This window comes from Flavobacterium pectinovorum (assembly GCF_022802975.1).
Taxonomy (GTDB): domain Bacteria; phylum Bacteroidota; class Bacteroidia; order Flavobacteriales; family Flavobacteriaceae; genus Flavobacterium; species Flavobacterium pectinovorum_B.
In genome coordinates this window covers 84,101-100,530 of sequence record NZ_JAFEVZ010000007.1, presented here as the reverse complement: position 1 = coordinate 100,530, position 16,430 = coordinate 84,101, and the positions used below count along the sequence as shown (strand labels likewise).

9 protein-coding genes are annotated in these 16,430 nt (G+C 35.0%); 7 read left to right on the top strand and 2 right to left on the bottom strand.

Annotation, left to right across the window (positions count from 1 at the left end; translation table 11 throughout):
• Nucleotides 1-32: 32 nt before the first annotated feature.
• On the bottom strand, nt 33-1,505 hold the full coding sequence (locus FLV_RS11870; protein ID WP_243234060.1) for a M28 family peptidase: 1,473 nt from the start codon (nt 1,503-1,505) through the stop codon (nt 33-35).
• Between the two features lie 364 nt (nt 1,506-1,869).
• On the opposite strand from FLV_RS11870, the gene FLV_RS11865 reads away from it, so the two are divergent.
• The 7 genes from FLV_RS11865 (at nt 1,870) to FLV_RS11835 (ending at nt 14,834) form a co-directional block, all read left to right on the top strand.
• Complete coding sequence (locus FLV_RS11865) at nt 1,870-2,457, top strand: RNA polymerase sigma factor (protein WP_243234059.1); 588 nt, start codon at nt 1,870-1,872, stop codon at nt 2,455-2,457.
• A 226-nt stretch (nt 2,458-2,683) separates the two neighbouring features.
• Entirely contained in the window at nt 2,684-3,724 is a 1,041-nt protein-coding gene (locus FLV_RS11860) for a FecR family protein (RefSeq protein ID WP_243234058.1), read from the top strand.
• Nucleotides 3,725-3,871: 147 nt separating this feature from the next.
• Nucleotides 3,872-7,243, top strand: coding sequence for a TonB-dependent receptor (locus tag FLV_RS11855; protein WP_243234057.1), 3,372 nt, complete (start codon nt 3,872-3,874; stop codon nt 7,241-7,243).
• A gap of 10 nt (nt 7,244-7,253) precedes the next feature.
• Nucleotides 7,254-8,621, top strand: a complete 1,368-nt coding sequence (locus FLV_RS11850; protein ID WP_243234056.1) for a RagB/SusD family nutrient uptake outer membrane protein — start codon at nt 7,254-7,256, stop codon at nt 8,619-8,621.
• 63 nt (nt 8,622-8,684) lie between these two features.
• On the top strand, nt 8,685-9,632 hold the full coding sequence (locus FLV_RS11845) for an ABC transporter ATP-binding protein (RefSeq protein WP_243234055.1): 948 nt from the start codon (nt 8,685-8,687) through the stop codon (nt 9,630-9,632).
• A 13-nt stretch (nt 9,633-9,645) separates the two neighbouring features.
• Nucleotides 9,646-11,913: a Gldg family protein gene (locus tag FLV_RS11840; RefSeq protein WP_243234054.1), complete on the top strand. Its 2,268-nt coding sequence runs from the start codon at nt 9,646-9,648 to the stop codon at nt 11,911-11,913.
• A gap of 110 nt (nt 11,914-12,023) precedes the next feature.
• A complete protein-coding gene (locus tag FLV_RS11835) occupies nt 12,024-14,834 on the top strand; it encodes a M16 family metallopeptidase (RefSeq protein ID WP_243234053.1) in 2,811 nt (936 codons plus the stop codon).
• Nucleotides 14,835-14,911: 77 nt separating this feature from the next.
• Here the strand turns inward: FLV_RS11835 and FLV_RS11830 are convergent, their stop codons facing one another.
• Nucleotides 14,912-16,375 (bottom strand): FAD-dependent monooxygenase, encoded by a 1,464-nt coding sequence (locus tag FLV_RS11830; RefSeq protein WP_243234052.1) that lies wholly within the window; start codon nt 16,373-16,375, stop codon nt 14,912-14,914.
• Between the last annotated feature and the right edge of the window lie 55 nt (nt 16,376-16,430).

The window sequence follows — 16,430 nt, the reverse complement described above, 5'->3', positions numbered from 1 at the left end:
AAATACCGGTTAGTTTGGTTAAAAACGCTGGTTTAGTTTTCTTTTTTTTCCTTAGGTAAAATTTTAGGACGATGTAACTCATTTGACAGGATCCATCCCGTACGATAAATCCATTCAGTCATTTTATGAAGCTTTACAAAATCTATATTTTCAGATTCATCCATTGGGGTATGATATTGATGATGCAAAACACTTGTAAAAAAAACGGCAGGTATCCCTTTGTTTACATAGGGAATATGATCTGAACGGAAGAAAAAATATTCAGGATGTTCAGGTCTGTCCCATAGTTTGTCCAATTCAAATTTTGGTCCTTCATTATTGGCTTTCAACGCAATATTAACTAAATCGACCGAATTTTGATGCGGTGCTGTAGAGCCTAAAAGAGCCGCCTGATTAACGTCATTTCTTCCAATCATATCGCCATTTAAAACTGCAATGATATCTTTTTCAGGAACAGTAGGGTGTGATGCATACCAGTTTGACCCCAATAAACCTCTTTCTTCAGAACCGTGAAAGACAAACAAGGCAGTTCTTTTTCCAGGTTGTTTTTTGTAGGCTCTAGCAATGGCAAGCATAGCTACACAGGTACTTGCATTATCATCTGCTCCATTGTAAATAGAATCCTGACCGTATTTTTGTCGCACTCCGTCGTGATCCTGATGTCCGCTAAATAAAACATATTCGTTTTTTAATTTAGCATCTGTACCTTCAATTTTTCCCACCACATTTACAGAAGGGTACTTATAAGTTTCAGAAATTACCTCGGCATTTAAGTAATCTTTGGTGTTTTTTAAAAACTCTAATTGATCGTTATGAACCCAAAAAACAGGCATCCTTGACGGAACCGGTATTTTATCTCTATAACCTTCAATTCCGTAAACGCCTCTTGTCATTTGAGGTTCCACGTGTGACCAGCTTTGTTCACCTAATTCATCAGCTACAATAATTAGCGCAACAGCTCCTTTTTGTACTAAATTTTCATAATGTTTTTGCTTTACAAACCCCGGATAACGTCTGTCAAAAAGAGAAATGTCATCTGCAATTCCTTCTTTAGATGCCAGTAAAACAACAACTTTACCTTTGATGTCGGCAGTTTTAAGATCTTGATTTGTTCCAGTACCCAGGTACAACAAAGGTGCTTCTACTTTTGCATTTGTAGTTTCTGCAATCAAAACATCTTTCCATAATTTATATTCTTTTTGTCCAATTCTAAATTTTGTATTAGACGTAACCTGATGCCTGTATAAATCAAAAAACTGAAAAAATGTTCCGTCATCTCCTGCCGGCATCATTCCGGCTTCTTTTGCTTTATTTGCCAGCCACATAGAAACTTTAAGTTCGTCTAAAGTTCCTGCTTCACGACCATTAAAATGATCTCCTGCCATTTGGTACATATCTGTTTTAAGATCTTTTTGAGTTATAGCAGTAACCAAAGGCTTTTTAAATGTTTGCGAAAAAACGATTTCGCTACAAATAATAAACAATAAGATAAATTTGTTCTTCATGAGTAAAAATTAAACGTAATGATTAATAAAAAAATGCCTGAAAGAATTTTAGAGCATTTGAAAAAAACAATTTGTAAGGAAATTCAAATCTATGGTTTTTATACATATTCTTCAAAAAAACTTTTACTTTTTATTTAATGATGTAATTATTCTTGGTTAAAACAAGACTTAACCTACAATAATATAAATAACTGATATTAGCTCATTAAATCTAATGCAAAACCAGATGGTTTATTTTTAAGATATAATAAAATTATGCACTTAAACTGCTAAAATGGTATTTTTAAAGGTTATTTTGAATAAAGTGCTCACCTTTGAAAAAAAATAAATAATATTGCTGAATTGAAAAAATATTTTTTGGAACATGGCTTTTAATTCTGATTTTAACGAAAGTAAACTTCTTCATGAGTTATCTCAGGGAAGTGAATCGGCATTTACCAGCTTGTACAATCAATATAAAAATGGCGTTTATGCAACGGCTTTAAAAATTACAAAATCAAAAATTTTAGCCGAAGAAGTGGTTCAGGATGTGTTTTTGAAAATTTGGCAAAATCACGAAAATTTAGCCGATATAGCCAATTTTGAAAATTATCTTTTTATTATTTCCCGAAACCATATTTTTGATACCCTAAAAAAAATGGCAAGGGATGCAAATTTGTTATCAGACGTAAGTTACAAAAATACTTCCTCAAGCGACACAGATAGCGCTATAAAAGATGATCAGTACAATGTTATTTTAAATCAAATAGTAGAACAGCTCCCGCCTCAACAGCAAAAAGTTTATAAAATGGCTAAGCTGGAAGGTTTAAGTCATCAAAAAATTGGCGAAGACTTAGGGATTTCGACAGATACTGTTAAAAAACACATGGCACAAGCCTTAAAATTTGTGCGTCATAGAATTGCTCCTTACATGAATATGTTCATGACAATGCTTTTATTTTTTAAAGCTTAGTTTTAAAGCTTTTCTTTCAAAAAAATCCCTTCAGATTATTTTTTTACGTTTTTTTTACATTTTTTTTACTTAAGACTACTCCCTTCCTTTTTTTCAATCGTCTTTATAATAAAGATCACTTATTTAATTGGCTTTGCCCAAAAATGAACAGGATCTAAAAAAAAAATAAAACAGCCTTAGGTTTACTATTTACGGACTATTATTAATTTATTTAATTTCAAATCGAATGCAAGAAAAAATATTTGAAGAACTATTTGAAAATTATTTGAAAAGGAACCTGTCAGAAGCTGAAGAGCAAAAACTGATGGAGCTTATTCGAAATGGTAAATATGATGATTTCATAAAAGGAAAGATTCATATTATGCTTAAAGAAGAGACCGGATCAGAAGTTATGGGTAATGAGGAAAGTGCCTATATTTTAAGATGTATTTTGTCTGAACCTAATAATAACAGAGAAGTAATCAGATTAGAACCGGAAAAAAGAAACCGAAAAAAAGTGCTTCGTGTCATCTTTGCTGCAGCGAGTATTATAGCCTTAATCGCTATTGGCAACGGTTTGTTTTTTAAATCAAAAACTTCAATTACAACTCCTGTAATTGAGCAGCCTGTAATTGCAGAAAATACTTCGGTAGATTTTAGCGGTAAACAGTTGATTCGTTTACCAGACGGTAGTACAGTGCTTTTAAATGATAATAGTACCCTGAAGTACAAACAAGATTCTTTTGGTGATAAAACCCGTGAAGTAACCCTTACCGGAGAAGCTTTTTTTGATATTAAAAGAAACGAAACAAAGCCTTTTATAGTACATACCGGTAAAGTACAAACCAAAGTTTTAGGAACCGCTTTTAATATTAATGCCAGAAACGCTTCTAAAAATATTGAAGTTACAGTAGCCAGAGGAAAAGTTCAGGTTGGAGATGCAGAAAAGATTTATGGAGTGATTACGCCAAATCAACAGATAAAGGTTAATAAAAATACCTTGGTTTTTGAGCAAAATGCAATCAAAGCCGAAGTGGTGACCGAATGGAAAAACAATTATCTGATTTTGGATAATCTTAATATGCAGGAAGCCATAGCTATGGTTTCTCAAAAATATAAAGTAACAATTTTGTTATCGAATGAAAAGATTAAAAATTGCAGAATAACGGCCAGTTTCTTAAACGAAGAAGATCTGGATCACGTTCTACAAGTAATCTGCAGTGTTACCGAAACGAGCTACAGTTACAGTAAGGGAGTGATTGTATTGGACGGCAAAGGCTGTGAATAGATAATTAAATTATGATTTTAAAATAAATAATAACCATTTAAAAACCAAAACTATAAGATTAAACAAAAAAAGCCATCTAGCTCCTACACCAGATGGCCAATATTTTTAACAATTAATTCCAGTAACCATTAAAAAACAAGCAAATTTATGAAATTACGCTGTAAAACAACCATGTTTGACAGGGAAAAGAAATCTTCTTTTTTCCAACTGTCAAAAAAAACACTAATGATCATGCGAATCAGTTTATTCCACATTTTTTTACTCACCTGCGGTACTCCTATGGTATTTGCAAATGAAATGAGTGGTCAGAGTTTAGAAACTATATCTGTTGATATTGAGCTTCATAATCAGGATATTAAAACCCTGTTTAAAACTATTGAAAATAAAACGGGATTACTGTTTGCTTACCAGCCGCAACTGATTAATAATTTTCCTAAAATCAGTACGCCAAGCGGAAGAAGATCGGTAAGTGACTTATTAAATTCAGTATTTCAAGGCAGTAATTTAGTTTTTAAACAAGTAGATAAAAACGTTATTGTTTATAAAAAAGAAAGTACTCCTTTGAATAATAAAAAAGAAGCTAATTATTATTTAAGCGGAAAAATTTTAGATGAAAATGGTTTTCCGTTACCAGGTGTAAGTATTTTATTAGTAGGTAGTAATAAACATGGTGTGTCTGATTTTGATGGTCAATTCTCTATCGAATTACCATCAGGAAAACATCTGCTTAGAATATCTTATTTAGGGTATAAAACACAAGACATCACGGTTGAAAACCAAACCACAGTTACCATAAAAATGCAACCTGATTTAGCCAAACTTGACGAGGTTGTAATTATTGGTTATGGTACAACAACCAAAAGAACTTCTACGGGATCTGTAGTGAAAATTACGGCTGAAGATATAGAAAAACAGCCTATAACTAATATTTTACAAAGTTTACAGGGAAGGACTCCAGGTGTATTTGTATCTCAAACATCAGGTTATGCAGGAAGTAATATGAACATCAGTATCCGTGGTCGAAATTCTATTTTTGGAGATAATCTGCCACTTTATATAATCGATGGTGTTCCCTATATCGGAGATGATATTAAAGAGCAGGTACAAGATACTCGTTTAATACGAGGAGCACAAAAAAAATCAAGTCCATTAAACATTCTTAATCCTAATGATATTCAAAGTATCGAAATTCTTAAGGATGCAGATGCTACTGCTATTTATGGTTCAAGAGGTGCCAATGGTGTTGTACTTATTACAACTAAAAAAGGAGAAGCCGGAAAAACAGAATTTACGATCAATACCAATTCGGGTATATCAGATGTAGCGCATAAAATAAAAACTTTAGATACACCTACTTATTTAAATATGCTGCGCACAGCCTTAACGAATGCAAATGCAAATCCTAGTAATTTCAGTACCGGAATAGCACTGACTGATTTTGATCCAAATGCTTATACGGACTGGCAGGATAAATTAATAGGAGGAAATGCAACGTTTAATAACTTTTCAGGAAGTTTAAAAGGAGGAAATGATACGACTAACTTTTTATTAAGTGCTGCTTATCATAATGAAACTACAGTTTTACCTGGGGATTTTGGTTATAATAAATTTTCAACCAATTTTAATATCAATCATTATACTTTAAACAAAAAATTAAAGATAGGAGCTTCTGTTATATTTTCTTCAGATAAAAATAAGCTCCCTTTTTATGATATTACAAATTATGCGGTCAATACTGCACCAAATCATACAATTTACAACCCGGATGGATCTTATTACTGGTCACCTACCTATTCCAGTGATGTAAACCCAATTGCCGCTTTAGACAGAAGAGTAGAAGATCAGGGAACTAATTTAATTACAAGTGTAAGTGCTCAATTGGATCTGGCTAAAGGATTGTCCCTTAAAACAGATTTAGGATACGGTAGGGCACAAATGCAATCTGAACAATTTTTACCTACATCAGGTATGAACCATGTTTACTATACAAGAAATAATATTTCGCTTAATGCTTCAAGATCTTATAGTTTGGCTGTAAACAATACTAATAATTTTTCGATTGATCCGCAATTAAATTATGTTACTCCTTTGTGGAAAGGTAATCTTACTGCCTTAGTGGGGGCATCATGGCAACATAGAAAGTCTGAAATGCCTACTTATTTAAGTACATCAGTATATAGTTCTGATAATCTGGTTGGTATTACCACTTCGGCAGGAAATGTCACCTCTGCAAATGGTTCTTCAGAGTATAAATATATTTCTCTTTTTAGCAGGGCAACCTATAACATTCTAAATAAGTACATCCTGAACTTAACTTTTAGAAGAGATGGTTCTTCTCGTTTTGGAGAAAACAAACGTTATGGCGATTTTGGTTCTATAGGTGCCGCATGGGTATTTACAGAAGAAAATTTCTTAAAAGATAATTCATGGTTGAGTTTTGGTAAAATTCGCTCCAGTTATGGTAAAATTGGAAGTGATGACATTACAGATTATGGTTATGCGTCTACATATTTAACTTCTACTTATGGTGTTGGTAATTCTGCTATGGCATCAGCCAGAATTGCGAATCCAAATTATCAATGGGAAGTTACCTATAAATTTGAAGCAGCATTAGAATTAGGTTTTCTACAGGACAGAATTTCTTTTACAGCTGCCTATTACAGAAACATGTCATCTAATCAATTAGTATCGACTACTCTTAGTCCACAGGCAGGATTCACTTTTTTTCAGGCAAATTTAGGGGCAGAAGTTGAAAATAAAGGTTTAGAGTTTACTTTGACCACAACTAATATCCATAATAAAAACCTGAACTGGTCTACCTCTTTTAATATTTCTAAAAATGAAAATAAATTACTTTCGTTTCCAGGAATAGCTTCAACAAGCTCTTATAACCAATATGTAGTTGGACGACCATTAACCGGTAACTATTTATTAAATTTTACAGGTGTAAATGCAGCAGGTATTGCGCAATTTGAAGATGCTAATGGTGACGGAAGAATTTCCAGCGGATTTGCAGATACCGGAGTTGGAGACAGAAAATATCAGGGGCCTGCTTATCCTGAATATTATGGAGGAATCTCAAATTCTATTTCATACAAAGGTTTTGCACTTGATTTTCTGTTTCAGTTTGTAAAACAACAAGGAAGAAGCTTAATGTCATCTATTGGAATACAGCCAGGATACCCATACGGACTTGCTAATTATCAGGTAGATGAATACAGAGATTATTTAGCTCAGGGAAATGTTTTAAGTTCAAATTTTCAATCTAGTTTCTCTAATTACTTGGCTTCTACAGCTACTATTGTAGATGCATCTTATATCAAATTAAAAAATGTAAGTGCCTCTTATACCATTCCTTTGAATGAAAAGACCAAAAAAGTTATACAGAATGTTCGTGTTTCGTTACAAGGGCAAAACTTAGTAACCTTTACTAAATACAGAGGATTTGATCCTGAGACACAAGGTTTAAATTTACCTCCTTTACGTACCATAACGCTTGGAACTCAGTTAACATTTTAAATTTAAAAACATGAAAAATAATTCTATAAAATACACGTATATATTTTCGTTTTTTCTTTTAATGGGATTAACGGGCTGTGACGAAATGCTTGAAGTTGAAATTCCTATTAGTCAACTTGAAGCAGAAACCATTTATTTATCTGATGCTACTGCAGAAGCGACTGTAAACGGAATTTATCAAAGTATGGTAACTGGTTTAACTTTTGTTAATACCATACATTATATGCCCGGAGAGACTTCAGATGAACTTATTTTAAGAAGTCAGCTTACTGATGTTTATAACACAAACGAAATTATAGAAACTGATGGTTCTGTTAGCAGTATGTGGACAGACTTTTATAAAACCATTTATAATGCAAATAAAGCAATCGAAGGCTTAAATACGAGCACAACTTTAAGTGCAGACAAAACAAAACGCTGGATTGCTGAAGCAAAATTTGTAAGGGCTTATTGTTATTTTTACATGACTAATCTTTGGGGAGATGTTCCTTTAATTTTGATTACAGATATTGAAAAAACAGCTTTGGCACCACGCAACACCCAAACTGAAATTTACAATCAAATTGTGCTTGATTTAACAGAAGCTACTAATGATTTGCCGGTTAATTATAGTAATTACACTTCGACTCAGCGTATAAGAGCAACAAAATGGGCAGCAGAAGCATTATTAGCAAGAGTAAATCTTTATTTAGGAAAATGGACAGAGGCTGCAACTCATGCCAGTTCAGTAATTAACCAAACGGCTACCTATAAAATGATTACTGGCTTAACAGCTAATAACAGTCCTTTTATCGCTGATAATACTGAAGCAATCTTGCAAATCCCTTATTTCAATTTGGCTTATGCCTATGAAGGTGCTGGTTTGTTTGGTGCAGGAGGTAAATATATACTTCGAAAAGGTGCAACCCTGTTTGAAACAGGCGATGCCAGAAAAACGAATTGGACAGATCCTGTTACCGGAACTACATTTTTAGCACCAAGAAAATATAAAAATGCTTATGTAGCTACTCCTGTCGAACGATCTACAGTACTACGATTGGCTGAACTTTATCTGATAAGAGCTGAAGCAAGGGTGAAATTAAATGATATTACGGGAGCTCAGGAGGATATTAATGTAATTCGAAACAGAGCTTTATTAGGAAACACTACCTTAACTGATCCTAATCAATTATTGGATTTAATTGCCTTAGAAAGAGAACGCGAACTTTTTGGAGAGTTTGGTCACAGATGGTTCGATCTTAAAAGAACTGGAAAAGCCGACGAAGTTCTGGGGTCAATTACAGGAAAAATATGGACTTCAACGGATAAACTTTACCCGATTCCTGACGGTGCCAGACGATCAAATCCTTTTTTAGGCCAAAACTTAGGATACAACTAAATCATTAAAATAATTTACTCAGGAATGTTTTTTTTGGAACATTCCTGAGATTTTAAAAACACTATGGAAACAACAATTGTAAGAGTTGAGGATTTGTCGCATCAATACAGTAAGGATTGGGCAATACAAAATATAAATTTTGAAATCAAAGAAAACAGGATTCTGGGACTTCTGGGCTCTAATGGGGCCGGAAAATCGACTACCATGAACATCCTTTGTGGCGTTTTAAACCAGACTCACGGAAATATATTTATTGACGGAATTAACCTGAAAGAAAATCCGGTGGAAGCCAAAAAACTAATTGGTTTTTTACCACAAACACCACCGCTTCACCTTGATTTAACAGTAGATGAATATTTAATTCACTGTGCAGAATTGCGTCATGTTAAAAAAGAAGATTTACATAATGCAGTTGAAAAAGCCAAAGAAAAATGCGGGATTTCTCATTTCAGCCACCGATTGATTAAAAACCTATCCGGCGGATACAGACAACGTGTGGGAATTGCTCAGGCCATTATTCACGAACCAAAACTCGTAGTTTTAGATGAACCAACAAACGGATTAGATCCCAACCAGATTTTAGAGGTTAGAAATTTAATTAAAAAAATTGCTAAGGATAAAGCCGTGATTTTCTCCTCTCACATTCTTTCTGAAGTTCAGGCAACCTGCCAGGACATCCGAATGATTGAAAACGGACACATGGTTTTCTCGGATACACTCGATGCTTTTAATAATTATATCGAAGCCGATAAATTAACTGCAAGTTTCGAAAATCCGCCAACAATCGAGGCACTAACTGCTATCGAAGAAGTTACAGCAGCAGTTTATCTTTCTCCTAAAAAAGTACAAATTACTTTTAAAGGAACACAGGAAGTTGCTGAAAAAATTGTAGCTCAAAGTGTTAGCAGTAATTGGAAATTACGTGAAATTCAGTTCGAAAAAGTATCTCTGGATGAGATTTTTGCACAATTATCTAAAAAAGCGCCTTCTAAAAACGCTATTCTTTCTTAAAAAAAACAAACAAATGAAAACAATATATAGAATCGCTAAAACAGAACTCAACACGATGTTTTACTCGCCTGTTGCATGGGTAGTTTTAGTTATATTTTCAATCCAGTCCAGCTGGAAATTTTTTGACCTGATTGAACGTTTTGAAAAATCGCAGAAATTAGGACAAGAATTGGGTAATTTAACGCAGGTTGTCTTTTCAGGGTTTATGGGCGTATTTACCGAAATGCAGAGTTATTTGTACTTGTATGTTCCACTATTGACCATGGGACTTGTTAGCCGTGAAATTAACAGCGGTTCGATCAAACTTTTACTCTCTTCTCCTATTAAAATTAAAGAGATCGTATTAGGAAAATACCTGGCCATTGCGGCTTACTGTTCGTTATTTGTTGCCATCTTAGGACTTCAGGTGATTATTGCTTATTTCTCTATCGATAACTTAGATTTAAAATTTGCTCTTTCAGGTTTAATAGGCTTGTATTTACTGGTTTGCACCTATGCCGCTATCGGTCTTTTTATGTCCTGCCTGACTTCTTATCAGGTAGTGGCTGCCATCAGTACCTTGGTCGTTTTAGGGGGGTTGAATTTTATTGGAAAACTTTGGCAGGATGTCGCCTTTGTAAAAGATATTACTTATTTCCTTTCTATTGCAGGACGTGCCAACGAAATGCTGCAAGGCCTTATTGTAAGTAAAGATATATTTTACTTTGTTTTGGTGAGCAGTCTTTTCATAGTACTTAGTATCTATAAATTACAAACCGGAAGAGATGCACAGACGACTTCCAAGAGAGTCTTAAAATATGTGTTGCTTATCACTGTTGTATTATCATTGGGTTACATTACTTCTATAGCGCCTCTTACTGCTTATAAAGATATGACCAGTACCAAAAGCAGAACACTAACCAAAAACAGTTTGGAAATTGTTGAAAAAATAGAAGGGCCAATCAAAATTACTGCTTATGTCAACTTATTAGATATTAACTATTCTATGGTTATGCCATATTTTCAAAATCTTGACAAAGCCAGATTTGAGCAGTACACTCGTTTTCTGCCGCAAACCCAAATGGAATACGTGTACTATTATGATACTTCAAAAAATGAAGCTTTATATGCTCAAAACCCAGGATTAAGTGATAAACAGCTTGCTGAGAAAATGATTGAAACACAGAGCTTGAAACTGGATAAATTATATACTCCTGCAGAAATTAAGAAAATTATTGATCTGAGCCCTGAGCAAAACAGAGTAGTAAGAACCATAGAATACAACGGTAAAAAAACTTTTTTAAGAATATACGATGATTTATTCAAAGGGCCTTCTGAAAAAGAGATATCTGCTGCCTTAAAACGTTTAGTTGTACCTGCTCCAAAAGTAGTTGTTGCTACTGGAAATATGGAACGTAGCATTGATAAAAACGGAGATAAAAATTACAAGACAGGTTTCAATGAAATCACCTTTAGATATTCTCTTATCAACCAGGGATTTGATGTTGCTTCTGTTGATATTAATGCACAGGATATTCCTGAGGAAACAAGCATTTTAATTATCGCTGATCCAAAAACGCAGTTAAGTCAGGGTGCTATTGACCGCATCAGCAAATATATTAATCAGGGGAAAAATTTAGCCCTTTTGGCAGAACCGGATACCAACTCGACTTTGGCTGGTGTATTGGATAAATTAGGGTTAAGTTACACTTCGCGAACTCTGGTACAGGAAAGTGAGACCAATTCTCCGGATTATTTAGTAACGGAGCTTGCAAAAAATATTGATTCAAAAGTTATTAAATTAACCCCTAATAAACAAAATCTTCCAATTCCGTTTTTAGGAACTAGTGGTATCAATATTGTTAAAGAGGCAGAATTTAAAATTACACCACTTTTAAAAACAAACGATCAGCCTGCTTGGGAATCACAAACTGGGATTACATCAATACCTGAAGATCTAAAAAAGCAACCAGCAGTAAAGGAAATTCCATTAGTAGTTGCCTTAACGAGAAACATCAATGGCAGATCTCAAAAAATAATTGTTGCAGGAGATGCTGATTTTATGGGTAATGCAGAGTTAAGCCGTGGCGGATCAGGAACATTTCAGTTTGTAACCGATATTTTCAGTTGGTTCACTAATTACGAATTCCCAATTGATACTACTCGTCCAGAAAGTAATGACAACAAAATAACAGTAAGTGCAAATCAGGTTTTTATCAGTAAAATTGTCTTCATCGGAATTTTTCCATTATTGATTATACTTTCTGGTGCTTTTATACTGATTAGAAGAAACAGAAGATAAAAATCCTCCCTATTGTTGCCGTTAAAAATGATTTTCGATATTTTTTGAACCTACTCAAAAATACTTGTTTTGACTTTTTAACGGCAGATATTGGGCAAAAAAACAAAAAAATGACTAAAAAAAATATCATTTTTGGGATGCTGCTACTGTCTTTTCATGGAGCATTTTCTCAATTCAAAACCACAATTCCGTTGGACAAAAACGTGACAACCGGAAAATTAAAAAACGGTTTAACCTATTATATCCTGCATAACGAAGAGCCAAAAGACAGGGCAAGTTTTTATTTCGTTCAAAATGTTGGCGCCATATTAGAAGACGACAACCAAAACGGACTGGCGCATTTCCTGGAGCACATGGCGTTTAACGGTACAAAGCATTTTAAAGGAAAAGGTATCATCAAAATGCTGGAAAAAAACGGAGTCACTTTTGGTAAAGATATTAATGCTTATACCGCTCAGGACGAAACGGTTTACAACATCAGCACGGTTCCGGTAACTAATGAAAAACTAATTGATTCTACACTTTGGGTTTTACATGACTGGTCAGGCGCATTGTCTTTAGCCGATGCTGAAATTGATGCTGAAAGGGGGGTGATCCGTGAAGAATGGAGAACCAGACGCACAAGTAGTTTTCGCTTAAAAATGCAGACGGATCCCGTTTTATACAAAAATTCGAAATACAGCAAAAGGGATGTAATTGGTGATTTGGACATCATCAACAATTTCAAATATGCTGAATTGCGTAATTACTACAAAAAATGGTACAGACCCGATTTGCAGGCTGTAATCATTGTTGGAGATATCGACGTAAAAGCCATGGAACAAAAGGTAAAAACGATATTTTCGGGTATTCCTTTAGCAAAAAAAGCAGCTGCCAGAACGTATGAAGGAATTCCGAAGCACGATGAATTGTATTTTGGAACCGCTTCCGATAAAGAAGCCTCTTCAACAGCCATTACACTGAAATATGTTTTTGATGAGCCACTGGTAAATGATAGTACTGTAACCCGTAAAAATGTTCTAAACTCTTTTTACACCAGTATTCTGAACAATCGTTTCAAAGAATTACTCTTAAAGAATCAAGGCTCTGCTTTAAGCCTAAAAACGTATTTTGAGTCAATTTCAAGACTTAGTAATTCGTTTAACATTGTGGCTTTAGCCAAAAAAGGAAAAACAATCGAGGCTTTTGAAGAAGCCTACACCGAAGCTGAACGTATCAAACGTTTTGGGGCTGTCCAGTTAGAATTAGACCGTACCAAAAAACTCTTTATTAGTTCGTATGATGATTTTCTGAGCAATAAAGATAAAGTCGATAACGAAAGCTGGGCAGATAAACTGACTAATTATTTCCTTAAAGCAAAACCTTTTCTTTCTGCCGATGATGATTACAAACTAATTGTCGGCATTATTAAAAGCATCACTTTGGAAGAGTTGAATTCTTATGTAAAAACCATTCAAAAACCAGAAAATCAGGTGGCTTTAGTGACAGGTTCTGAAGAAGATAAAGCAAATTTTCCTACTAAAGATGCTGTTGTTAGCGTGATGAAAAAGGTAGAAAGCATGTCTTTAGAACCTTATACCAAAAAAGAAAATAATGCCCCTTTGATTGAAAAAGAACTGAAGCCTGCTGCTGTCAAAAAAACATTTGAAGTAGCCGGGATAAAAGAGGCGAAAGGTTATATTTTACAAAATGATGCTAAAATAATTGTGCTTCCAACAACTTATTCCCAGGATCAGATTGTGTTTTCTGCCTTTTCAAAAGGAGGTAAATCTTTAGTAAAAACAGAGGATTTAACCTCTGCAGAAATTGCAACCACACTGGCAAGATCTTCCGGTTTAGGAAATTTTGACAACATTGGTTTAAAAGAAAAACTGACAGGAAAAGTGGCTCAGTCTGCTCCGTTTATTGGTGATGAAACACAGGGATTTCAGGGAAGTTCCAATAAAGCCGATTTTGAAACGATGCTGCAATTGCTATATCTTTCTTTTGAAGCGCCCCGTTTTGACCCGAACATTTTTAGCATTTTGAAAGAACAGTACAAAAATCGTCTGGAAACCATTAAAAAAGACAACGGAAGCGCTTTTAAGGATTCTATTGATGTAGCAAATTCAAATCATAATCCAAGAACTTTTTTGTTCAACGATAAATTTCTGGAAACAATTGATCTGAAAAAAGCAGAAAGTATTTACCGTGACCGAATCAAAAATGCGTCTGATTTCACGTTTATTTTTGTTGGAAATATCCCTGAATCGGGATTAGAATTAATTCAGAAATACGTTGGAAACCTAAAATCGAATCCGGCTGTAAAAGAGAATTATGTCGATCATCATATTGAACCTAAAAAAGGAAAAACAGTGGTGCATTTCAAACGTCCGATGGAAGTTGCTAAAACTACGGTTTATCTGAATTTGACGGGTAAGACCGAGTACAGCAAAGAAAATGCAATGACCATGTACATTATTGGCGAGTTATTATCCAAACGATTTTTACAGACCATTCGCGAAGAAGAAGGCGGAAGTTACGGCGTAAGTGTTGGCGGTAACCTCGAACAGATTCCTGCACCGGTTTTCAGTCTTGCTTTAACTTTCGATTGTAATCCTGATAAACAGGAAAAATTAATGCAGATTGTCTGGAAGGAACTGAATGATTTGAAAACCAATCCAGTTAATGCCAATGATTTGGAAGACATCAAAAAAGCACTCCTGAAAAACAGGGAAGAATCATTAAAAACCAATTCTTTCTGGAACTCGACACTTTACAACAACAGCTTAAATCAGATTCCGTTTTTACAGGATGAAGAATATAAAAATTTAATTTCTAAAATTAATCAGAAAACTATTCAGCAGTTTAGTAAGCACGTTTTGGATAGTTCTAGTAGCGTCGAAGTAATTATGAGCCCTGAAAAAACTTCAGGGAAATAAGAACTTTAGCATACATTTTTTTTAATTAGTCATTAAAGGTTGTCTTTCCGGACAGCCTTTTTTGTTTTTTGAACAACTTATTGAGTGTCTTTTTTCTTGAACCATCTTCTGGGAGCATCACTTTCATGAAGGACAACTTCAGAATGCAGGAACTGTGCGGCTTCTGCAGAATCTTGTACTTTTATGGCACTGCGTTTTAACATTTCTGATTCAAATTCAGCTAATACCGCTGCTCTCAATCCGACTTTCTTCCAGTGAGATAAAGATTTACATCCTTTGGTAATTTCGCGGGCCAGTGATAGTGCGTCCAACAGCGCCTGATTTGCACCTTGTCCTTTAAACGGACTCATAGGATGTGCAGCATCTCCGATTAAAGTCACTTTTCCCGATTTCTCTAACAATTCCGGTTTGAGTAATTCACGATCATACACAGGATAACCTGAAATAAGAGCTTCCTGAGTTGCTGATAAAATTTGAGGGATAGGGTCATGCCACTGGATTCTTCTGCATGCTTCTTCCTTGAGTGCCTGAGAACCTTTTACGCTTAAAGACTTTGCGTCTTCTTCAGACATTGGGAAGCTAAGTTGCCACATCACTGAATCTAACGAATAAGGCATAAGGTAGATTCGCTCATGGCCATTAGCCGTTTGAAAAACAGTGGCTGAATCTAATAGAGGATTTTTAAGGTCCTGAAGAGTATTTAATGGACAAATACCTAATATCACAATACAGCCCAGATAACGTAAAGGCGTATTGTGTTCTCCAATCAGCAATCTTCGTACAGCACTGCGAATACCATCGGCTCCAACCACAAGATCTGCCTTAGTGCTCTTTATTTTCCCGTCAACCTGAAAATTGAGATTAACACCTTCATTATCATTTTGTTTAAAATCTACTAATTGGTGGCCCCACTGTACCATGTCGTTTCCGCCGAGCTGCTCCAATAATGCTAACCGCAAAGCTTGGCGTGCAATATGTACATTTGTGCGTTTAGACGAAGTTTTTGTCTCTGACTGAAGCCATTTTCGGGTTCCCCATTCGCCAATTATTTTTCCTTCAGGAGTATGAACCAGATGCCTCGTAGAAATTACTCCTTCTTTTAAAGAGAAAAGGCCTAATCCCTGAATTGCTTTGCTGGCCTGCTGTAAAGTCAGTCCATACCCTTGAGACCGGGCATTGAAATCTTTGTCACGTTCGTAAAGAGTAAAAGGAATTCCACGGTGTAAACAGGCAACAGCCAGAGCCATTCCGCCTATACCGCCACCAATGATTGCAACATGTGGATAGTTTTCTTTATTTGCTGTCGGAAGGGTGTGAGCAGGCAGTAATCCGGACCCGAGACATTTCGGGCATGAGTACAAATTTCCTTTAGGCTGAACAGGAGCTGTACCTTTGCCATTTGTTTTTTCGAATTCATCTAAAGCAATTTGATAATGAAGTTTTACTTTTTTGCTGATCCTTCGACTTTTTTTTCCACGACCTTGGCATTCCTGACAGATCGTCCAGTTTACGGGGTCATTTTCCTCTTTTTTAGCTTCCACTTTTTTGCTTGATGATTATTGCTGGTATTTTAAACAGTGCAAAGTTAAGATAAAA

Coding starts and splice junctions, on each gene's coding strand:
- FLV_RS11870 (WP_243234060.1), bottom strand. CDS start 1,505: ATGAAGAACAAATTTATCTTATTGTTTATTATTTGTAGCGAAATCGTT.
- FLV_RS11865 (WP_243234059.1), top strand. CDS start 1,870: ATGGCTTTTAATTCTGATTTTAACGAAAGTAAACTTCTTCATGAGTTA.
- FLV_RS11860 (WP_243234058.1), top strand. CDS start 2,684: ATGCAAGAAAAAATATTTGAAGAACTATTTGAAAATTATTTGAAAAGG.
- FLV_RS11855 (WP_243234057.1), top strand. CDS start 3,872: ATGAAATTACGCTGTAAAACAACCATGTTTGACAGGGAAAAGAAATCT.
- FLV_RS11850 (WP_243234056.1), top strand. CDS start 7,254: ATGAAAAATAATTCTATAAAATACACGTATATATTTTCGTTTTTTCTT.
- FLV_RS11845 (WP_243234055.1), top strand. CDS start 8,685: ATGGAAACAACAATTGTAAGAGTTGAGGATTTGTCGCATCAATACAGT.
- FLV_RS11840 (WP_243234054.1), top strand. CDS start 9,646: ATGAAAACAATATATAGAATCGCTAAAACAGAACTCAACACGATGTTT.
- FLV_RS11835 (WP_243234053.1), top strand. CDS start 12,024: ATGACTAAAAAAAATATCATTTTTGGGATGCTGCTACTGTCTTTTCAT.